Below are 22,102 nucleotides of genomic sequence, written 5' to 3'. Positions count from 1 at the left end.
CATAATAAGTATACTGGTATACCGTGATGTGCCGATAATATATCGGTATACCAGTATACGCAAGGATATTTGTATAGAAATGTATACAATGATGAACTTTAGTAAATTTTTGGATTTCGAGATGGCTGAAACTGTAAAACTAAATAAATGGGAACAAGAAGCTTTAGAAGCTAGACTTAATTATTTAAACAAAAAACTAGTTATGAATGGTTTCAAAACACTAAAATCAGAAAGCCAAATAATTCATAAACTTATAGAAATGACAATCAATAAAATTGATATTGATGAAGATGGAAACCTTAAATTAAAAAACTAATAATCTACATTGATCCTGATTACTAACAAAAAAAGAGCCTGAATAAGGCTCTTTTTTAGTTGATAGCTTGGAAGTCGCATAACGAAACTATTATGTTAAATAGCATTTACATATAAATAGAACACTATTATACTTAACCTAAGATTATTCTAAGCTTAATACCAATGCTCATCATCATTTCTTACTTATAGGTTTTGCTTTAGGCTCTCCATATACCGGCTCACAAACTTAAAGTTGCTCAACCTACGAAACACGTCATATCTATCTCAGCTTGAATGAAAAACATCGTGGCAAACTTAGTGCTCAATCAGATTCAGATCATATACGTGAGTTAAATCTACTCTCACCCAATAAAAGCAAATTTATGCGTTTATTGCAGCACCAATTTACTGAACATCAACTATTAACAATCGACGTTTTTATGTTGTTGATTGGGATAATTACCCTATTGTTATCTTTGAATACCGAGATGGTACGCAAGCGATGAAATTGCAAGACCAAGAAGATGGTTTGCCATTATTTTTTGTACAAAGCCATTCTTTCGAGTGAATCTATTGAAAGTGACAAAAACAAGCCTATAAATTAGTGCTTAAGCATTGATTATGTTAAATAAACTAACACTCAATATTTAACTCATTAATATTGATAATAAGCTCTACTACACCAAAACATTTAAAAACCTTAAACCAATACCAGGCTCGGTCACAATATATTTAGGATGTACAGCATTATCATTCAATTTAGCTCTTAGTTTAGCAACTAGAATTCGTAAATAATGCGTGTCTTCCTGATGTGTCGGCCCCCATAACTCCTTTAGAATTTGAGGCTGAGTCAATAATTGACCTTTATGTTGAGCCAATAGACTGAGTAATTGATATTCCTTTCGGGTTAAAGTCACTAAATTCTGTTCTAAAAATACCTGACGTTGAGCAAAATCAATTTTGAGTACACCATCATCAAAAATAGCTGATTCAACTGCAACATGTTGATATTGCCGCAGTAAGACACGTATTCTTGCCATTAACTCTTGTACACTAAATGGTTTAGTCACATAGTCATTCGCACCAGCATCAAGTAGTTTTACTTTTTCAACTTCATCCGCACGTACAGAAAGTACAATCACTGGAGTTTTTGACCATATTCGTAATTCTTTAAGAACATCAAACCCATCTAAATCAGGTAATCCAAGATCAAGTATAATTAAATCAGCACCTTGCAATGCCAATAATTCTAAGCCTTTTTGCCCATTTTCAGCCAATAAAGTTTTATAGCCCTGTGCTCTAAGTGCTATATCTAAAAATTTACGAATCTGTGTTTCATCATCAATAATTAAAATATGCGTCGTTGAACTGACTGTAGCATTTTTCTCAGACATCATTATTCCTCACAAACACATATAACTAATTAAAATCAATAATTTAGACAGGTTTAAATTTATGTAATCTGTTGAATTGGCAATATAATTCGGATACAAGTTCCATGATTATTCTTTGCTGATGATGCACTAATTTTCCCCATATGTGCACCAATAATCGCTTTAACAATGGTTAAACCCAATCCTGTACCATATTGCCCACGATCGCCTCGTTCCATAGTATAAAACATATCAAAAATCCGATCTCGCTCATCCTCAGGAATCCCCTGTCCTTGATCGCTAATCGCTATTTCAATTTCATTATCACCGACTCGCATTACATCAACAATCACAGCTTGCTGTTCAGGTGAAAATTTTGCTGCATTTTCTAAAACATTAAAAATTGCTTGCTCGATTAATGCCGCATGCACAAATAGACTTAAACTTTGCTCAGGTAAATGCACTTCAATCACGGCGTGTGGCATATAGCGTTGTAATCGTCTAACAGCAGAACCAACTAATTCATCCACACCAATCCAATCGCGCTTTAAACTTAAACCCTCATGACCTAAACGTGTCATATCAAGTAAATTTTGGATATAACGGTCTAAACGCTCACCTTCCAAACGAATCGCTTCCAAAAGACTAGCTTGATCTTGTTCATCCATGGCATGCCGATAATGCGTCAATGTATCCGCAGCACCAATCATTGACGCGAGTGGTGAACGTAGATCATGTGAAACTGAGGATAAGAGTGCTGAACGCAATTTCTCAGTTTCTGAACTGACATTGGCTACCTCTAAAGCTTTGGTTAATTGCGTCCTATAGATGGCTTGTGCAATATATTCGACCATTGCTTCAGCTAAACGCTTTTGTTCATTTCCGAGATGCGCTGATGTATGTAAAAACTGAATACCGATCACCCCTAAACATTGTTTTGATGCAAGTAGAGGTAAAAACCACCACGCATTTTCAGTCAACGTCTGGGTAAAACGACCTGAAGGTTGTAAATTTTTAAATGTCCATTCAGCTGAAATCCGCTCTTTATCACTGAGTTGTTTTAAGATATCTTTACCATCTGAAGCTTCTGGACAATATAACCATACTTGCGCTTTTAAATTTTTACTTAAACTACTACTTGCAATTTCTTGTACTTGCTTGAGATCCACAGCAACCGAAAGCTTTTGCCCTAAATCTTGCATGATACTGTTATAGCTATTGGCTGCTTTCAACGCTGTTACTTGTTCACGGAGGCGCGATGCTAAACGACTGGCAATCAGAGCCGCACCAAGAAAAGCCACGACCGTGATCACACCTTGATGTGCTGAAATTTGCAAAGTAAATTTAGGTGAAATAAAGAAAAAATTATAGGCTAAGAAAAATAAAAGCGCTGAAAATACTGCAGCCACCATTCGAGTTTTAGAAGCAACAAATACCACAGCGGTTATAAAAATAACTGAAAGCTCTTCAATACCAAGATATTTTTCTCCTAAACTTGCGATGATAATACTAATTGCTGTAGTCAGTACCACATACAGACTTTCTCTGAAGGTTAAGAAAGCCCCTTGTCGTTGAAAAAAATGTCGCGGTCTTGGCTCTGATGTAATAGGTACAATACTCAGTTCAAAACTTGGTTGATACTTTAAAATCTGTTCAAGCAAATTAAGTTTAAAATTAAACCATGTGTTAGGTGGTTTAATTTGTGCTAATACAAGTGTGGAAATTCCGTGATCCATAACATAATCAAATAATGTACGAGCATGTTGTTGACCATATAAAATTTCTGTCATCCCCCCCATTTGACGAGTCAAATTGAAAGCATTTTCAATCTCTCGGCTTTGTACATTTTCTGATTGTTGTATATTGGATTCTGGGGAAAATGTCACCACAGTCCAATTTGCCAAACGATTTTCAGCAATACGGCAGCCTATCCGAACCAATGCCTCCGCATGACCATTACCTTCAATCAGCACCAAAATATGATTTTTTAATGGAATTGGTGCAATCCCCTGAACCGCAAAACTTTCCCGCACATCACTATCCACATGACTAGCGACGGTTTGCATCGCCAATTCACGTAAAGCAGTAAGATTGGAATGATTAAAAAAACGTTGTAATGCCTGTTCTGCTTGTTCAGGAACATAAATCTTACCTTGATTTAACCGTTCCAATAATTCATTTACAGGTAAATCAATCAAGCGAATATCACGAATCCGTTCGAATACACGATCGGGTACGGTTTCTGATACACGAATTCCTGTAATTTGATACACCACATCATTCAAGCTTTCTAAATGCTGAATATTCATTGTGGTGAAAACATCAATACCAGCATCTAATAATTCATTGATGTCTTGCCAACGCTTTTCATGCCGACTACTCGGCATATTGGTATGAGCAAACTCATCGACAAGTACAATACTGGGCTTTTTCTCCAATACGGCGTCCAAATCCATTTCTTCCAAAGAATGCCCTTGATATTCAATGACCTTTCGAGGAATAACCGTTAAACCCGCTATTAAGTTTTCAGTTTCACTCCGACCATGTGTTTCCACATAACCAATAACAATATTACTTCCTTGTAATGCCAACTCATGTGCACGAACCAACATCGCAAAAGTTTTACCCACACCCGGCGCTGCACCTAAAAAAATCGTCAATCGCCCAGATTGGTAACGCTGGGTATGTTGTAATAAGACATCCGCTTTGTTGCTTCGTTGGTCATTCATAGATTTCTGCTATATGTGTTGAATTTTAAAACAACGTTAATCTTTTTATTCGCACAACTTCTCCCTCTCCAAAGGCTGAGAAGTATTACTTCGGAAAGAGGACTTTTACTCAAATAAAAGCCCAATCCCTATTTTAAAACTGTGATTAAATAATCTTTTTTAATTATCCATCACTTCCCTACACGATCCAAAGCCAAATTCAACTCAAGTACATTCACGCGTGACTGACCCAAAACTCCAAAAGTCGGCTGCACCGCTTGTTCCTGTACTAGTTTTATCACATCTTGATCTGCAAGATGTCGCGCTTGAGCAATACGTTTCACTTGAATCATTGCCGATTGCACACTAATTTCAGGATCAATCCCACTACCTGAAGCAGTGACTAGATCTGCAGGAATTTTTGATGGATCAATCTGCTCCTGTGTAGAGATTTTATTCAACCGTTCATTGATGATTTTATTCAATTCTGGATTCGTTCTCGCCATATTACTACCAGCCATCGCCATTGGATCATAATTGGCAGCAGATGGCCGAGGGTGGAAATATTGCGCTTGGGTAAATGGTTGAGCCACCAAACGTGAACCGACAATTTGATTATTTTCAATCATCATACTGCCATTGGCCTGATCGGGAAATATCACCTGTCCAAACCCTGTAGCTACACTACTATAAATGAAGCCACATAAACCCAATGCAATAACGGTTAACCCGAGAGAACCACGTACTAACTCAGCCATTGATGAATCAATGAGTTGATTATTTTCAATATTCATTTTTATCATCCTCAATAATTAAAGTGACAAGAGTGGACTAATCAGAAGATCAATCGCTTTGATCACTACGAATGGTAATACGACCCCACCAACCCCATAAATCAACATATTACGGCGCAATAATTGTGTAGATGTTGAAGGTTTAAATTTCACACCACGCAGTGCAATTGGAATAAGCATCGGGATAATAATCGCGTTAAAAATCAATGCTGAAAGAATCGCACTTTCTGGACTTCCCAATTGCATAACATTCAACACATGCATTTGAGGAATCGCAGCTACGAATAAAGCAGGCAGAATCGCGAAGTACTTAGATACATCATTGGCCAAAGAGAATGTGGTTAATGCACCACGTGTAATCAATTGTTGTTTGCCGATTTCAACCATAGCCAATAATTTGGTTGGATCAGAATCCAAATCCACCATATTGCCTGCTTCTTTGGCTGCTTGCGTACCTGAGTTCATCGCTAAACCAATATCTGCTTGTGCCAAAGCAGGTGCATCATTGGTACCATCACCCACCATTGCCACCAAATGCCCTTTATTCTGTTCAGTACGTATACAGCTTAATTTATCTTCAGGTTTTGCTTCGGCAATATAATCATCCACACCTGCTTCAGCTGCAATTGCAGCCGCAGTCAAAGGATTATCGCCTGTCACCATGACCGTTTTAATCCCCATTTCACGTAAGCGAGCAAACTTTTCTTTGATGCCTTGTTTAATTACATCTGAAAGTTCAATCACACCGAGAATATTTTGATCTTTTGCAACCACAAGCGGTGTCGCACCTTTAGAGGCCACTTGTTCAACACGGGTTTTTAATTCAGCATGATGTTCAATATGTTGTGATGTAAATTTTAAAATGGCATCCAAAGCACCTTTACGGATCTGATGCCCATCTGACAAATTCACGCCTGAAATTCGCGTTGCTGCATTAAACGCAATAAACTCAGCTTGTGTAGGTTCAATAATCCGTTCACCTTGATCTTTTGCCAAAGCCACGACTGACTTACCTTCTGGTGTTGGATCTGCCAATGATGTCAATACAGCGGCCTGACGTAATTCTGCCTCAGTTACACCTGTCACTGGATAAAATGCGGTTGCTTGACGATCGCCATAAGTAATTGTTCCTGTTTTATCGAGCAGTAATACATCGACATCGCCTGCAACTTCCACAGCCTTACCTGATTTAGCAATCACATTGGCTTTTAAAGCACGGTTCATCCCTGCAATACCAATCGCAGGTAATAAACCACCAATCGTGGTTGGAATTAAACACACCAATAGCGCCACCAATAGAATTGGATTGATTTCAATATCTAAGAAATAACCAATAAAAGGCAAACTCACGACAACAACAATAAAAGTCACAGTCATCACGGTGAGTAAAATCCCCAAAGCAATTTCATTGGGTGTTTTTTGGCGATTTGAGCCTTCAACCAAGGCAATCATACGATCTAGGAAACTATTGCCTGATTCAGCAGTCACTTGCACGATGATGCGATCTGTCAGTACTTTTGTACCACCAATCACCCCAGATTTATCCGTTCCAGCTTCACGAAGTACGGGGGCGGACTCACCTGTTACTGCTGCTTCATTGATTGTGGCAAAACCTTGAATAATTTCACCATCGGCAGGAATCAATTCTCCTGCACGAACTTCAATCAAATCATTCATTTTTAAAGAAGCTGCAGGAATTTGAGTACCTTCAGCATCATTTTGAGAAGTTAAACGTCGTGCTGTTAAATTTTGACGTGCCTGACGTAAGGACGATGCCTGTCCACGACCTTTCGCCTCTGCAACCGCTTCTGCATAGTTAGCGAATAAAACGGTGATAAACAAAACTAAGGTCACTAACAAGCCAAATACCAAACTTGCATAGCCCATCAAAGTACTGACCAAAGTAATGATTGTTCCCAACCACACGATAGCCATGACTGGGTTTTTCATCACATGTTGTGGTAACAATTTGATGAAGGCATTTTTCCATGCTTCACTTTGCAATAAAGTTGAAGCGATGCTGTTTTGAGAAGATTGATTTGAATGATTCATTGTATTCACCCTTAACCTTGTACCAATAACAACTGATCAGCAATTGGTCCCAAGACAAGCACTGGCATAAATTGTAATGAAGTCAACATCACCACGATTGCGATCAAGGTCAGTGCAAATGTTGGTGTTTCGACTTTTAAACTCCCACTACTTTCAGGTGCTTGGCGTTTGGCTGCCAAACGTGTTGCGATCCATAATGGAATAATGAGCGTCGGGAAACGTCCAAGGAGTAAAGCAATTGCACAGCTGACATTCCACCATACGGTATTGTCAGATAAGCCCTCAAAACCTGAACCATTGTTGGCAAATGCAGAAACATATTCATATAAAATTTGCGAAATACCGTGATATTGCGGATTACTATTTCCTGTCAATTCAGGAAAAAACAATGCAATCGAACTTAATCCAAGAATAGTGATGGGCTGAATCAAAATCACCACAGCCAGTAATTTGATTTCCCCTGCTTCGATTTTTCGCCCAAATAACTCAGGAGTACGACCAGTCATTAAGCCTGCAATGAAAACGGCTAAAAATAGATAGATCATAAATTGCTGTAAACCGCAGCCAATCCCGCCCCAAATTGCATTGATCAACATATTTGACAATTCAATCAATCCAGTCAGTGGCGCAGAAGAATCATGCATCATATTAACTGAACCATTATTCACTTGTGTGGTGATGGCTGCCCAAATCGCAGAAGATGTTTCACCCAGACGAACTTCTTTCCCTTCCATTGCTGAAAGTAAGGTTGAGGTTGAAGATAAACTTTCTGACCAAATCGCACTGCTTGCAGAAATAACTGACATCAACAGCATCGAAGCAAAGACAAAACCTGCAAATTTGGCACGTTGGGTAAAAAAACCCAACATGAATATGACTGAAACAGGAATCAACAGAATTGCCATCATTTCTAAGAAATTTGACAATGGTGTTGGATTTTCTAAAGGCACTGTGCTGTTTGGTCCATACCAACCGCCACCATTGCTCCCCAATTGCTTAATTGCCACCATTGGTGCAACTGGGCCTAAAGGAATTTTTTGTGTTTTTAATTCACTGGTTTGGTCGATAACTTGAACTTCTGGTCCAGCTTGAAAGGTAGATGGTACACCTTGACTTGTGAGCAATAATGACCAAATCATGCATAACGGAATGAGAAAACGAAATGTCGGACGAATCACATCTGCCCAGTAATTCCCTACATTGATCTGTTGCACTTTATTATTAAAACTTGCTTGTTGGTCATTTTCAGATAATGCATTCGATTGTTTATAAAATAATGCTCTAACTGTAGCAACGACCATTGCCAACCCCATCATCGGAGTAATGATCTGCAAACCAACAATACCTACCATTTGAGATAAATAGGACAATTGTGCCTGTCCTGAATAGTGTTGTTGGTTGGTATTGGTTAAAAATGAAATCATGGTATGTAATGCCAAATCCCATGACATATTTGGTGCATGGTTTGGGTTCAGTGGTAAACTGGCTTGAACCATAAACAGCACCCAAGTGATCAACCCAATCACCATACAACTCATCACAAAACTCAAAGTATAGGTTTTGACATTCATACCTCGTTTTGGATTTGTACCTAAAACAGCATAAATGGGTTTTTCAATCCAATTAAACAGTGGATCAATTTTCATCTGTTCATTGCGCATCACTGCGGCAAGATATTTACCCAAGGGATAAGCCAAAATGATCACAATGGCTAAAAGTAAAATAAACTCTAGCATGATATTTCTCCTGATTTTGTATGATCTAAAGGAGAAAATCTGCAATCGCTATGATTTTTAAATTGTGGTACAAAGCATAATTTTGGATGCTGTACTAGTAGATGCACTATGGATTTAGCGCTCATCTTTTTCATCCTAAACATTGGGATATTCCATGTCTAAGTATGTGAAAGATACCCGTAAACTCTCTATTCTCACCTGAGTATTTAGCGTAAAATTTGCGTAAAATTTATTGAATATTATAATTTTGGAAATGATCTAAAATGTGATTGATCAGTTCAAGAAGCGATTGAATTATGATTTTATTCATATATAAAAATAACGAATGCATTGCTTCACGTATATAATACGATACGACTGATGTTTTAATCTTTTGATATGGCAAATACAATTTCTAGCAACAAACAAGTGAGTGTGGTTTCAACATTTTCACAACTTATAAATTCAAAATTTCATGACGAAATGAATGCAATTTGTTGGTCTAGAAATTTACAGGGTGATTTTAAAGAAATTGTGAATAAACTAGAATTAAAAGAAAATATTACAGAGGTTTCTACAGAAAATTTATTGGCACTTAATCTTTCAGAACATGGACAATTAGCTAGAGCAACTATTTTAAACGATATACAACAACTATCTAATTTTGGTGCTTCACCTAGCCTAAATTTATTGAAATGCTATGAGCGTGATGATGAATTTGACTTTATTTCAACGGATGTTTATTCATATCACGTTGACCGATCACCCATTGAAACAGATACCTTCTTATGTACTTATCACGGCGCTGCGAGTGATATTTTGCCCAACGATCAGGTTATGCAAAAAATTTTAATCCCTGAAATTAGAGCAAAATTAAAAGAACTCTATGATGGTGTTGAAGCAGGTTTTGAAAATTTCTTGGCAGAATATTTTTTTGATTTACATTATCAAGCAATGCCAAAAGCTACCCCAACCAATTTAGGTTTAGGACATCTTTGGAAATTGGCAGTTGATCATCCAACCCAACAAGTTTTACCTTGTGTACATCGTGCCCCAATTGAAAATGAGGGTGAATATCGGTTGTTATTAATTTGCTAAAAATTTTATATTTTAAAGAATTAACTTCAATGCTTTAACCATTAAAAAAACCTACATGATGTAGGTTTTATTTTAAAGTTGATTTTATTCTGTCTATTTAGAGAAAGCCTTTTACAAGGAAAAAACTGCCTACACACAATAATAAAACGGCAAAACATTTTTTCAGCATCGCAGGTGATAAAGCATGCGCAGCTTTTGCACCGAACTTTGCTGTAAAAAAGCTCATGATACTAATGCCTAAAAAAGCATAAACATGAATATAACCAATGGTATTTGGCACATTCACTTGCGCATTCATTCCAAAAAGCATGAATCCTAAAGCACCTGCAATCGCAATCGGCAATCCACATGCAGCCGATGTTCCGACTGCTTTTTGCATGACCACGCCATAATGCGTGAGATATGGCACAGTGATACTCCCGCCACCAATACCAAAGATTGCAGAAGCAATACCAATCCCCGCTCCTGCACCAATTTGTGCCGAAGTTGATGGTAATGTTTTAGTATTGTCCACGACCTTTTTCGAGCCCATGAACATGGTGTACGCCACCCAAAGTAAGAATACACCAACGATCATTTGCAAATGAAGTCCAGATAACCAACCTGCAATCCCCGCCCCAAAGAAACAGCCCAATGCCATACCTGGTGCCAGATTTCTAAATACCGACCAGATAATGCTATCTTTCTTTTGATGTGCCATAAACGAGCTGATTGAAGTGACAATGATCGTTGCAAGTGAAGTACCCAATGCCAGATGCATGACAACATTCGGGTCATAGCCCATCTGGCTAAAGACGATATATAGAAGTGGGACAATGATGGTACCACCACCCACGCCAAACAGCCCAGCTGCAAATCCTGCAAATGCGCCGATGATTAAAAAAATGATGAGTTCCACGGATTACTGACTTTATAAATTGAGGGGATAAAATTTTGAAGCGCTAGGTCTGCACACACAGCGTATATGATTTGAAAATACACGGACGAATGACAAACCCTGGATTTAAGCGATTTCTGTTTCACCAACCTGATGATAAGCACGGTTAAAATAAACCAAAGCTTGATCTTCTTGGTTCTTTTGGATCGCAACAATTGGACAGATAAAAATGGTATGTGTTCCCACTTCCTGAATATCTGAAATTTTACAATCAAAACTCACCAAAGCATCAGCCAACACAGGTGAACCTGTTTCAAGTTCAGACCATTTTCCAAGTGCAAAACGCTCATCTGAGCTGAGTTTTGAAGATGCAAATGCATTGGAAAGTTGCTCATGTTGAGCACCTAAGACATTTACAGTCAGAACTTTATTTTCAACAAAATGCGTATGAGAACGTGATGATTTATTCATACAGACCAATAATGTCGGTGGTGTATCAGTTACACTGCATACAGCAGAGGCTGTAAAGCCATGAAAACCTGATTCGCCAACGGTGGTCACAACATTGACCGCACTTGTTAACGAAGACATTGCATTTTTAAAGTCTGTTGCATCAACCATGACCGTGTTCCTATTCGCCTAAAACATTGTATTTGAATTAAATTCTGAAATACTGTGCTGTTTAGATCTAACTGTGTATCGGAAGTTCCCTCCTCTTTGTAGAAAAAAGAACTTTGAATGTAATTTCAATAAATGATTTAAATGTCGGATTAACGCGTTAATTCCTGACGGATAATTTCTGCGCCTGCACTGAGGGCTTTCAATTTACCACGTGCAACTTCACGACCAAGTGGCGCCATACCACAGTTGGTTGAAGGATAAAGTTTATCAGCATCGACGAACTGTAAAGCTTTGCGCAATGTATCTGCAACCTGTTCAGGTGTTTCAATCACATTGGTCGCTACATCAATCGCACCCACCATGACTTTTTTACCACGAATCAGTTCAATCAAATCCATTGGTACACGTGAGTTTTGACATTCAAGTGATACGATATCGATTTTAGACTGTTGCAGTTTAGGGAATGCCTCTTCGTATTGACGCCATTCTGAACCTAAAGTCTTTTTCCAATCGGTATTGGCTTTGATACCATAACCGTAGCAAATGTGTACCGCAGTTTCACATTTCAGACCTTCAAGCGCACGTTCTAAAGTTGCAACACCCCAGTCATTCACTTCATCGAAGAACACGTTAAATGCAGGCTCATCAAATTGGATAATGTCTACACCCGCAGCTTCAAGTTCACGAGCTTCTTGGTTTAAGATTTTAGCAAATTCCCAAGCCAATTTTTCACGACTTTTATAATGACCGTCATATAAAGTATCGATCATGGTCATTGGACCAGGCAATGCCCATTTAATTGGTTGATCAGTCAACGAACGTAAAAATTTAGCATCTTCAACAAATACAGGCTTTTGACGAGATACAGCACCAACAACTGATGGAACGCTTGCGTCATAACGATCACGAATTTTCACCGTTTCACGTTTTTCAAAATCCACACCGTCTAAATGCTCAATAAATGTGGTGACGAAATGCTGACGGGTTTGTTCACCATCACTAACAATATCAATGCCCGCTTGTTGTTGTTCATGTAATGACAAACGCAGTGCATCCAATTTACCATCTACGAGTTCTTGATCTTGCAATTTCCACGGCGACCAAAGTTTTTCAGGCTCTGCAAGCCATGAAGGTTTCGGTAAGCTGCCTGCTGTAGATGTAGGTAATATACGTCGAGTCATCTTTAATCTTCTATCTTTAAATTCATCTAAAAAACGTAGGATTCATGCATAAGCTCAAAAGAACTAAATATTTAAACAACCACGATTATTGAAAATATACCTATAGTTCCCTCTCTTACGCCATATATGGCTCAGGGATGAGGAGGTAACTCCGCACAAGAGGATGAGGGTTATCTTCATATAAATCCTCTCCTTTTAAAGGAGAGGGAACTTCCAATACAAATCAAAAAGTTGAAATAAATAAAATGCAAGAAATCCAATATTAAAACTAAGCTGTGGTTACGCTGCAGCGCTTTCTTGCTGTGCTGTTTTTGCAACAAAGTGAGCAGCCCATTCATTCAGAATGTCTTTATAAGGCTGAATGAAGTTTTCTTCAGTCCATTTGCCCTGTTTTACTGCCAATTGACCACGTTCAACACGGTCATACACAACGCGAGTCAACGAGAAATCTTGATAATTCAAACTCGGTTGATAGACCAAACCTGCGACTGAATTAGTATTGTAAATTTCAGGACGATAGATTTTCTGGAAACTTTCCATGGTGCTGATCGCACTGATTAATTCAAAATCGGTATAGTCAGTAAGCAAGTTATTTGCAGAATAGAATGCTAAAGGTGCAGTCGCATTTTCAGGTTTGAAATAACGAACGCTTAAACCCATTTTTGCAAAATAATCATCTGTACGTGAATATTCATCATTTTTATATTCCACACCAAGTACAGAATGTACATTGGCAGTGCGGTAATATGTTTTAGATGTTGAAACACTTAGGCAAATTACAGGTTGTTTTTTAAACTCAGCTGTAAATACATCTGAAGTCACTAAATGCTGATATAGTTTTCCGTGTAAGTCACCAAAATCTTCTGGTTTTTCATTGGTTTTACAACCTAAATTAGGTAATACCACACTAAAGTCATAATCACGGACATAAGAAGAAAAACTGTTGCCAATCATACCTTCAAAACGTTCATTGGTTTTATGATCGGTAATGGTGCTTTTCAACATTTCAATAAATGGGAAAGTTTGACCATTACCCTCTACATCTAATTCCGCAGAGATAATATCAATTTCAAGTGAATAACGATCTGCATTTGGATTATCGCAGCTTGCTAAAGTGTTAAAGCGGTTATTAATCATCGCCAAAGTTCTACGCAAGTTTTCTTCACGATGTTCGCCACGTGCTAAATTGGCAAAGTTAGTTGTTAGACGTGTGCTGTCTGCTGGGAGATAGTTTTCATCAAAACGGATACGTTTAAGAGAACATGCAAATTTTTGGCTCATGGGAAATACCACCTAATTTCTAAAATAAATCTAAATTCTTTCAATGCAGATATTTATACTTGAAACCTAACATGAATAAAAATGATTTAATCTAAGGTGAAACTGAGTGAAATTCACTTTATATTTATGAACACCGAAATTGAAACATATAATTTTAAAAATATTAAATAAAAACAATGCAATATACTTAGCGGAATAAATTATACATAGATATAGCGAATTAGACTGGATTGATTCATTTTGGCTTAATCGACAAGTTTATGTACTTAGAAAATGTAAAAACAAGTTGAATAATGATAATAGACAGGCTCAAGCGTGGTGATGTTAGATGATTTTTTTATTTATTAGGTTCAAAACTTATTCATTTTAAAGGTAAAAATATGAATGGAAAAAATTCGACTGTATATAAAGTGAATTGAAATCAAAAAATCTGAAGTAAAATGCTTCAGATTTTTTAAATATGTAGAAAAAACATAGGACAAAAATACTCTAGCTTAACTTTTTTCTACACTACCCAACTCAATATTTTTTAAAATCGCACAATCCGCCTGATCATTACCAGAACAACAGTTCGCAGAATGTTGTAGCAAATCAACCATTGCTTGTAATTGTGCAATTTTATCATTCAAGACTTGAATATGCTGTAAGGTCAGTTGTTTTACTTCAGCACTTTGACGTTCGTTATTTTTCCACAAAGACAGCAATTCTTTCATCTGCTCAGAAGAAAAACCTAGATCACGTGCATGACGAATAAAATTTAAAGTTTTTAAATCTTGCTCTGAATAAACTCGATAACCTGAAGTCGCACGTTTTGCAGCATCCAACAAACCGATTTGCTCATAATAGCGAATCATTTTATTGGAAATGCCAGACTGCTTAGACACTTGACCGATATTCATATTCAGCTCCTGATTGATTTCCAAGGTTTAAATCAGATGACTTAAACCCTGAAAATACGACTTTTTATGCGTCAAATTTGATTGCATGAAAATATTTTAAACGTAAAGCATTACCCAAGACAAATACTGAAGATAATGCCATCGCACCTGCGGCAAAGATTGGTGACAGTAAAATACCAAAGCTTGGATATAAAATCCCTGCGGCAATCGGAATCAACGCAATATTATAAATAAATGCCCAAAATAGATTCTGGTGAATATTACGAATCGTCGCTTTACTGAGTGCAATTGCATTTGGAACACCTTGCATATTGCCTGACATCAGCACCACTTCAGCAGCTTCCATTGCAACATCAGTACCTGTACCGATGGCAATACCAACATCTGCTTGTGCCAATGCAGGTGCATCATTGATCCCATCACCCACAAATGCCACACGACCATATTTTTGCTGTAATTGTTTAACCACATCGACTTTGCCATCAGGCAGAATTTCAGCCTCGACTTGATCAATCTTTAACTTTTTGGCAATCGCTTGCGCAGTATGGCGATTATCACCTGTAATCATTGCCACTTTTAAACCAAGTTGATGTAGTGCTTCGATCGCAGCATAGGTTGATTCTTTAATCGGGTCAGCGACAGCAACAATAGCCGCAAGTTTTTGGCCAATTGCCACATAAATGGGAGATTTACCATCATTCCCCAAGCGTGCTGCTTCAGCTTCAAATGCACTAACATTTACACCAATCTCATGCATATAACGGTCTGCACCGATTTGTACCGCTTGCCCTTCAACTTCAGCTTGAATTCCTGAACCTGTTACTGAATCAAAAGCTGTGACAGGCAAGAAACTGATATTTTCCTGTTGCGCTGCTTCTACAATCGCCAATGCAATTGGATGCTCAGACTTAGCTTCAACTGATGCGACAATTTGCAAAACTTGCTCGCGTTCAAAGCCATTCATCACCTGAAAATCAGTTAAAGTTGGCTTACCTTCGGTTAATGTTCCTGTTTTATCCACAGCAACGACTTGTACATCTTGTAAAAGTTGTAATGCTTCGCCTTTACGGAACAGCACGCCCATTTCCGCACCACGACCTGTACCCACCATGATCGAAGTTGGTGTTGCTAAACCCATTGCACACGGACAGGCAATAATCAATACCGCAACTGCATTCACCAAACCAAAGGTTAACGCAGGATCAGGACCAAAAAATAGCCAAACAAAGAACGTTAGCAGTGCCAAGCCCATCACCACAGGAACAAACCACATGGTGACTTTATCCACTACGGCTTGTATGGGTAGTTTTGAACCTTGCGCTTGCTCAACCATGCGAATGATTTGTGCTAAAACAGATGATTCACCTATCGCAGTCGCACGGATATTCAATGTGCCATTTTGGTTAATCGTGCCACCAACCACGGATTGACCTACGACTTTTTCAACAGGAATCGGTTCACCCGTAATCATAGACTCATCAATATAACTATGCCCTTCGACCACTTCACCATCTACTGGTACACGCTCACCTGGACGAATTTCGACAATGGTATCACTTGTCACATCTGAAATTGGGACTTCTAAAATCTGTCCGTTCTGGTGAATACGGGCAGTTTTGGGTTGCATACCGATGAGATGTTGAATGGCTTGGGAAGTACGTCCTTTGGCTTTGGCTTCAAAATAACGCCCAAGCAAAATTAAACTAACAATAACCGCAGCCGCTTCATAATAAACATGCACTGTACCTTTCGGTAAAACTTGCGGTAAAAAGGTTGCGACTAATGAGAAGCTATATGCTGCAAATGTCCCTACTGCCACCAACGAGTTCATATCAGGTGCAAAACGTAACAGTGCAGGAATACCTTTTTGATAAAATCTGCGCCCAGGGAAGATCAATACTAAAGTTGTCAGTACAAACTGAATCAACCAACTTTGATATTGCCCGATATTATGCATAACCCACATGTGAAATGCAGGAATCATGTGAGAACCCATTTCCAATATAAAAACAGGTAAAGCCAAAACCAGTGAAATGATTAAGTCACGTTTTAACTCTTGTAATTCATTGGCTTTTTTATCTTGTTGTTCCGTTTTATTGCTGGAAACAAGTTTGGCATCATAACCCGCTTTTTGAACCGCTTGGATTAAGCGTTCACTACTGACATTGGCATCTGCTTGAATCCATGCTTGCTCAGTCGCCAAGTTGACATTGGCTTGTTGTACACCTTCAACTTTTTTAAGTGCTTTTTCCACACGTGCTACACATGAAGCACACGTCATCCCTTCAATTGTCAGTTCAATGACGGGGCTTGCAGCTACATCATAACCTGCACGTTCAACAGCTTTAATCAGATCTTCACGATTTAAGGGTTTTGATGAGCTGATCACTGCTTTTTCAGTTGCAAGATTCACATTTGCAGTTTCTACACCCTCAACTTTTTTCAAAGCTTTTTCAACACGCCCAACACATGAAGCACATGTCATCCCCTCAATCGACAATGTTTCCTGATATTGTGATGCTGTAGTCTGTTGCGAGCTCATATTCGACCTCCCATTTAAAATTCTGTTTTAAGCATACAGATTGACATCATGGTAAGGTCAAGCGATTTTTTAAATAGATTTTAAGTCTTGACCTTACCACCATGTTAAGGTTTAGACTTGCTCTAAACGATACTTCTCTTGGAGAATGAAAATGAAATTATTGATCGAAAATATGACCTGTGGTGGTTGCGCACGTGGTGTAACTGCAACCATTCAAGATGTAGATGCCAATGCTAAGGTTGAAGTAGATTTGGCAAGTAAAATTGTCACTGTAGATACCACTGCAAGTGCAGATCAAATTACTGTAGCTTTAGCAGAAGATGGTTTCCCTGCCAAAGTTCAGTAATTCATAACCAATACATTTTGAATTAAGAATACAAAAAGCCAAATGTTAATTTCATTTGGCTTTTTAGATTGAGATATAGACAAAGTATTCTCTTGCTCATTCCGTTGACTCTAATTTGTACTCATTTAAATACTTTTAACATCCCGCCCAAATGATCGCATTCAGTTTATATTTCAATCTCCAGTACATCTTAATTTTGATGTTGTGATTGTAGAACGCAAACCCTATCTATTTTTATATTAGAGCGTTAGCGTCCTATTTCGATATATTTGCTTCCACTACCGCTAAAGTATTAGTATCAATGAAGAGCAAACTCAACTTAGAAAACAAACAAAGGGATTAAGCAGAATGGGACTTCCTCTACAAGACCATGGGAATGGTCAAGAAAATAGCATCTCATCCAATCACTTACAGCAGATATTTAATCAGCAACGCATTGCATTTGATTCATTTCCCTACCCAGATGCAAGCTACCGTCAAAATAAGTTAAAGCAACTCAAACAGCAGATTATCCGATATCAAGATGTTATTGCGATAGCGATTAATCAAGATTTTGGGATGCGTTCTGTTGATGAATCCAAAATCACCGATCTGATGGGCTCACTCTTAGAAACATCGCATGCAATCAGCCATGTCAAACGTTGGATGAAACCAAGTAAACGTCATACTGAATTATTGTTTATGACCAATAGTCTACAAGTTCAGTATCAACCCAAAGGGATTGTTGGCGTGATTGTGCCATGGAACTTCCCTGTTTATTTGGCTCTAGGGCCTCTAGCCGCTGCATTAGCCGCGGGTAATCGTGTGATGATGAAGCTTTCTGAATTTACACCAAAAACCAATGCTGTTGTTCGTAAGATGCTCGCTGAAATTTTTGATGAAAATGAAGTAGCTGTATTTGGCGAAGAAATTAGCAATCCATCGGAATTTACCTCATTACCGTTTAACCATATCGTGTTTACAGGTTCGCCCGCTGTCGGACATATTGTGATGCGTACAGCAGCTGAAAACCTCACCCCTGTAACTTTGGAATTGGGTGGCAAATCTCCTGCACTTGTTACGCAAAATTACCCAATCGCTGAGGCAGCGAAACGAATTATTCATGGTAAAACGACCAATGCAGGGCAAATTTGTGTATCACCAGACTATGCTTTAGTGCCGAAACAGCATGTCGATGAATTTGTCAGTGCATGTAAAGCCAATTTTCAGGCAATGTTTGGTGATAATATTCAGGAAAATACTGATTATACCTCGATCATCAATGAACGCCATTTTCAAAGGATTCAATCTATTCTTGCTGATGCCAAAGACAAAGGTGCTCAAATCATCAGTTGTGCAGAATATGATTCAACTCAAACTGGACGTAGAGTTCCTGTTCAAATGGTACTGAATTGCACCGCAGATATGCGAATCTTACAAGAAGAGCTGTTTGGGCCAGTCTTACCAATTATTGCCTATGATTCTCTGGATGATGCGATTCAATATATCAAAGCGCATGAAAGACCTTTAGCACTGTATTGCTTTAGCCATGATTCAAGCGAATTAGATTTTATTTTAAAAAATACCCATTCAGGTGGTGTGACTGTCAATGATTGGGGGGGGCATGTGGTGAATCATGATGCGCCGTTTGGTGGCATTGGAAATTCAGGCATGGGCTCTTATCACGGCATTGAAGGGTTTAAAGAACTTTCACATGCGAAAACCGTACTCAAACGTCATCGTTTCTTCCCTACGCAACTGTTCTATCCGCCGTATGGCACTTGGATTCAAAAATTGATGATTGGTTATTTTCTTAAAAAAGGCGATCCGAATTTAAAAGAATGACATGATCTTGGAAACGGTACGTTATTAAAATAAAGAAACCTAATCAATTGATTAGGTTTCTTTATTTCTAAGATGAGCATTTGAATGAACAATGCTCATTCAAAATCTTAGCCAGCTAAACCTACAGCTTTGGCTCTTGCATGATGTAATTTCTTATAGCTATCAATTAAACGTAAATGGCGGTCTAAGCCTTCGAGCTTCATACTGGTTTCAGTCAAACCATAGAAACGAATACTACCTTCCAATGAACCAATCACAGCATCCATACGCTCATCACCGAACATACGACGGAAATTGATTTCATAATCATCCAAATCCATATCATCATCAAGTTCAACTTCAAGCATGACATTCATACATTGATAAAACAAACCACGTTCAACCGTATTGGTATTGTATTGCAAGAATTGCTCAACCAAATCTTTAGCTTCTTCAAATTGCTGTAATGCAATATAAATTAACAATTTCAATTCAAGAATGGTTAATTGTCCCCAAACGGTATTGTCATCAAATTCAATCCCGATCAAGGTCACGATATCGGTGTAATCATCGACTTCAACTTCTTCCAGACGTTCGACCAATGCCTCTAATTGTTCATCATCCAAACGATGGATATTTAAAATATCTTCGCGGAATAACAAAGCTTTATTGGTATTGTCCCAAATCAAATCTTCAACTAAATAAATTTCAGAATAATCAGGCACGATGATACGACAAGCAGTTGCACCTAAATGCTGATACACCGCCATATACACTTCTTTGCCCATTTCTTCCAAAATGCCGAATAGCGTCGCTGCTTCAGCTTCATTATCACCATTGCCAGTGAAATCCCACTCAACAAATTCATAATCAGATTTTGAACTAAAGAAACGCCAAGACACCACACCACTTGAATCAATAAAGTGTTCTACATAGTTATTCGGTTCAGTGACCGCATTTGAACTAAATGTCGGTTTTGGTAAGTCATTCAAACCTTCAAAACTACGACCTTGTAACAACTCAGTTAAACTACGTTCAAGTGCAACTTCCAGTTTTGGATGTGCACCAAAAGATGCAAATACACCACCTGTACGTGGATTCATCAAAGTCACACACATTACAGGGAATTCACCGCCCAATGATGCATCTTTGACCAATACAGGAAAGCCTTGCTCTTCTAAGCCTTTAATGCCTTCGACAATTTTAGGGTATTTGGCCAATACATGCTCAGGCACATCAGGTAGCGCAATTTCACCTTCTAAAATTTCACGTTTTACAGCACGTTCAAAAATTTCAGATAGGCACTGAACTTGAGCTTCTGCCAAAGTATTGCCTGCACTCATACCATTAGAAAGATATAAATTTTCAATCAAGTTTGAAGGGAAATAAACCGTTTCACCATCCGATTGACGAACAAATGGTAATGAGCAAATACCACGTTCAGTATTGCCTGAGTTGGTATCGTATAAATGCGTACCGAGTAACTCATTGTCAGGGTTATAAATTTCTAAAGTATATTCATCTAAAATTTCTTTCGGTAAAGCCCCTTTTTTACCAGGCTTAAACCATTTCTCATCGGGATAATGCACAAATTCAGCATTGGCAATCTCTTCACCCCAAAACTGATCGTTATAGAAGAAATTACAGTTTAAACGCTCAATGAACTCACCCAGAGCTGAAGCTAAAGCACTTTCTTTAGTCGAGCCCTTACCATTGGTAAAACACATCGGCGATTGTGCGTCACGAATATGTAAAGACCAAACATTCGGCACGATATTACGCCATGACGCAATTTCAATCTTCATACCCAAACCTGCCAAGATCCCAGACATATTGGCAATGGTTTCTTCTAAAGGCAGATCTTTACCTGGAATATAAGTCGTATTTTCTTTTGCAAGATCAGGCATGAGCAAAGCTTGTGCATCTGCATCAATGCTTTCAACCTGTTCAATCACAAATTCAGGCTGATTTTGAATGACTTTTTTAACCGTGCAACGGTCAATTGAACGCAAAATGCCTTGACGATCTTTTTCTGAAATATCAGACGGTAATTCAACTTGAATTTTAAAAATTTGTTTATAGCGGTTTTCAGGATCAACAATATTATTTTGTGATAAACGGATATTATCTGTCGGAATATCACGTGCAGCACAATACACTTTGACAAAGTACGCAGCGCATAGAGCTGAAGATGCAAGAAAATAGTCAAATGGACCAGGTGCAGAACCATCGCCTTTATAACGAATCGGTTGATCGGCGATGACGGTAAAATCATCGAACTTGGCTTCTTGACGAAGATTGTCGAGATAATTAACCTTGATTTCCATGTGGGCACCTAAAAATTGCTATGTGTGGTCATGGACACATAAAATTTAAATATAAAACTGAAATACTAAACTAAGTCGAATCACAGAGAAGAATTGACTTAAAAAAGAGACTAGCATCAACTGACGTTAGTAATAATGGGCGCTATTATAGAATGATTCTGTAGAATTGATAATCTTTGTCGAATATT

Annotated in this window: 16 protein-coding genes; 4 read left to right on the top strand and 12 right to left on the bottom strand. The window is 38.2% G+C overall.

Annotation, left to right across the window (positions count from 1 at the left end; translation table 11 throughout):
- The first annotated feature begins 121 nt into the window (after positions 1–121).
- A complete protein-coding gene (locus EXE09_RS07140) occupies positions 122–316 on the top strand; it encodes a hypothetical protein (RefSeq protein WP_130116814.1) in 195 nt (64 codons plus the stop codon).
- Positions 317–974: 658 nt separating this feature from the next.
- Here the strand turns inward: EXE09_RS07140 and EXE09_RS07130 are convergent.
- From EXE09_RS07130 to kdpA, 5 genes are all read right to left on the bottom strand, one after another.
- On the bottom strand, positions 975–1,691 hold the full coding sequence (locus EXE09_RS07130) for a response regulator (protein ID WP_130116813.1): 717 nt from the start codon (positions 1,689–1,691) through the stop codon (positions 975–977).
- A gap of 59 nt (positions 1,692–1,750) precedes the next feature.
- Entirely contained in the window at positions 1,751–4,399 is a 2,649-nt protein-coding gene (locus tag EXE09_RS07125) for a sensor histidine kinase (RefSeq protein ID WP_130116812.1), read from the bottom strand.
- Positions 4,400–4,569: 170 nt separating this feature from the next.
- Complete coding sequence (gene kdpC, locus EXE09_RS07120) at positions 4,570–5,172, bottom strand: potassium-transporting ATPase subunit KdpC (protein ID WP_130116811.1); 603 nt, start codon at positions 5,170–5,172, stop codon at positions 4,570–4,572.
- 18 nt (positions 5,173–5,190) lie between these two features.
- Positions 5,191–7,224: a potassium-transporting ATPase subunit KdpB gene (gene kdpB, locus EXE09_RS07115; RefSeq protein ID WP_130116810.1), complete on the bottom strand. Its 2,034-nt coding sequence runs from the start codon at positions 7,222–7,224 to the stop codon at positions 5,191–5,193.
- An 11-nt stretch (positions 7,225–7,235) separates the two neighbouring features.
- On the bottom strand, positions 7,236–8,960 hold the full coding sequence (kdpA, locus tag EXE09_RS07110) for a potassium-transporting ATPase subunit KdpA (protein ID WP_130116809.1): 1,725 nt from the start codon (positions 8,958–8,960) through the stop codon (positions 7,236–7,238).
- A gap of 378 nt (positions 8,961–9,338) precedes the next feature.
- Here kdpA and EXE09_RS07105 point away from each other — a divergent pair, with 378 nt between their 5' ends.
- On the top strand, positions 9,339–10,037 hold the full coding sequence (locus EXE09_RS07105) for a DUF1826 domain-containing protein (protein ID WP_130116808.1): 699 nt from the start codon (positions 9,339–9,341) through the stop codon (positions 10,035–10,037).
- A 97-nt stretch (positions 10,038–10,134) separates the two neighbouring features.
- Here EXE09_RS07105 and EXE09_RS07100 read toward each other — a convergent pair whose 3' ends face one another.
- The 6 genes from EXE09_RS07100 to EXE09_RS07075 form a co-directional block, all read right to left on the bottom strand.
- On the bottom strand, positions 10,135–10,935 hold the full coding sequence (locus tag EXE09_RS07100) for a sulfite exporter TauE/SafE family protein (RefSeq protein WP_130116807.1): 801 nt from the start codon (positions 10,933–10,935) through the stop codon (positions 10,135–10,137).
- 105 nt (positions 10,936–11,040) lie between these two features.
- Entirely contained in the window at positions 11,041–11,535 is a 495-nt protein-coding gene (locus tag EXE09_RS07095) for a flavin reductase (RefSeq protein ID WP_111858474.1), read from the bottom strand.
- Between the two features lie 149 nt (positions 11,536–11,684).
- On the bottom strand, positions 11,685–12,716 hold the full coding sequence (locus EXE09_RS07090; protein ID WP_130116806.1) for a methionine synthase: 1,032 nt from the start codon (positions 12,714–12,716) through the stop codon (positions 11,685–11,687).
- 279 nt (positions 12,717–12,995) lie between these two features.
- Positions 12,996–13,997: a putative oxygenase MesX gene (locus EXE09_RS07085; protein ID WP_130116805.1), complete on the bottom strand. Its 1,002-nt coding sequence runs from the start codon at positions 13,995–13,997 to the stop codon at positions 12,996–12,998.
- 494 nt (positions 13,998–14,491) lie between these two features.
- Entirely contained in the window at positions 14,492–14,896 is a 405-nt protein-coding gene (gene cueR / locus EXE09_RS07080) for a Cu(I)-responsive transcriptional regulator (RefSeq protein ID WP_068975939.1), read from the bottom strand.
- Positions 14,897–14,960: 64 nt separating this feature from the next.
- On the bottom strand, positions 14,961–17,438 hold the full coding sequence (locus tag EXE09_RS07075; RefSeq protein ID WP_130116804.1) for a heavy metal translocating P-type ATPase: 2,478 nt from the start codon (positions 17,436–17,438) through the stop codon (positions 14,961–14,963).
- 145 nt (positions 17,439–17,583) lie between these two features.
- Between EXE09_RS07075 and EXE09_RS07070 the strand changes: the two genes are divergently transcribed.
- Both EXE09_RS07070 and EXE09_RS07065 read left to right on the top strand, forming a co-directional pair.
- A complete protein-coding gene (locus EXE09_RS07070; RefSeq protein WP_130116803.1) occupies positions 17,584–17,784 on the top strand; it encodes a heavy-metal-associated domain-containing protein in 201 nt (66 codons plus the stop codon).
- A gap of 348 nt (positions 17,785–18,132) precedes the next feature.
- Complete coding sequence (locus EXE09_RS07065; protein ID WP_130116802.1) at positions 18,133–19,608, top strand: coniferyl aldehyde dehydrogenase; 1,476 nt, start codon at positions 18,133–18,135, stop codon at positions 19,606–19,608.
- Positions 19,609–19,715: 107 nt separating this feature from the next.
- Here EXE09_RS07065 and EXE09_RS07060 read toward each other — a convergent pair whose 3' ends face one another.
- Entirely contained in the window at positions 19,716–21,914 is a 2,199-nt protein-coding gene (locus tag EXE09_RS07060) for an OsmC domain/YcaO domain-containing protein (RefSeq protein ID WP_130116801.1), read from the bottom strand.
- Positions 21,915–22,102 lie beyond the last annotated feature (188 nt).

This window comes from Acinetobacter sp. WCHAc060025 (assembly GCF_004209355.1).
Taxonomy (GTDB): Bacteria; Pseudomonadota; Gammaproteobacteria; order Pseudomonadales; family Moraxellaceae; genus Acinetobacter; species Acinetobacter wuhouensis.
The sequence above is the reverse complement of the archived record's forward strand: the minus strand, read 5'-3'. Positions and strand labels throughout refer to the sequence as shown.

Excerpts from the sequence above, each read along its gene's own strand:
- EXE09_RS07140 (WP_130116814.1), top strand. The coding sequence starts at position 122 with ATGGCTGAAACTGTAAAACTAAATAAATGGGAACAAGAAGCTTTAGAA.
- EXE09_RS07130 (WP_130116813.1), bottom strand. The coding sequence starts at position 1,691 with ATGTCTGAGAAAAATGCTACAGTCAGTTCAACGACGCATATTTTAATT.
- EXE09_RS07125 (WP_130116812.1), bottom strand. The coding sequence starts at position 4,399 with ATGAATGACCAACGAAGCAACAAAGCGGATGTCTTATTACAACATACC.
- kdpC (WP_130116811.1), bottom strand. The coding sequence starts at position 5,172 with ATGAATATTGAAAATAATCAACTCATTGATTCATCAATGGCTGAGTTA.
- kdpB (WP_130116810.1), bottom strand. The coding sequence starts at position 7,224 with ATGAATCATTCAAATCAATCTTCTCAAAACAGCATCGCTTCAACTTTA.
- kdpA (WP_130116809.1), bottom strand. The coding sequence starts at position 8,960 with ATGCTAGAGTTTATTTTACTTTTAGCCATTGTGATCATTTTGGCTTAT.
- EXE09_RS07105 (WP_130116808.1), top strand. The coding sequence starts at position 9,339 with ATGGCAAATACAATTTCTAGCAACAAACAAGTGAGTGTGGTTTCAACA.
- EXE09_RS07095 (WP_111858474.1), bottom strand. The coding sequence starts at position 11,535 with ATGGTTGATGCAACAGACTTTAAAAATGCAATGTCTTCGTTAACAAGT.
- EXE09_RS07090 (WP_130116806.1), bottom strand. The coding sequence starts at position 12,716 with ATGACTCGACGTATATTACCTACATCTACAGCAGGCAGCTTACCGAAA.
- EXE09_RS07085 (WP_130116805.1), bottom strand. The coding sequence starts at position 13,997 with ATGAGCCAAAAATTTGCATGTTCTCTTAAACGTATCCGTTTTGATGAA.
- cueR (WP_068975939.1), bottom strand. The coding sequence starts at position 14,896 with ATGAATATCGGTCAAGTGTCTAAGCAGTCTGGCATTTCCAATAAAATG.
- EXE09_RS07075 (WP_130116804.1), bottom strand. The coding sequence starts at position 17,438 with ATGAGCTCGCAACAGACTACAGCATCACAATATCAGGAAACATTGTCG.
- EXE09_RS07070 (WP_130116803.1), top strand. The coding sequence starts at position 17,584 with ATGAAAATGAAATTATTGATCGAAAATATGACCTGTGGTGGTTGCGCA.
- EXE09_RS07065 (WP_130116802.1), top strand. The coding sequence starts at position 18,133 with ATGGGACTTCCTCTACAAGACCATGGGAATGGTCAAGAAAATAGCATC.
- EXE09_RS07060 (WP_130116801.1), bottom strand. The coding sequence starts at position 21,914 with ATGGAAATCAAGGTTAATTATCTCGACAATCTTCGTCAAGAAGCCAAG.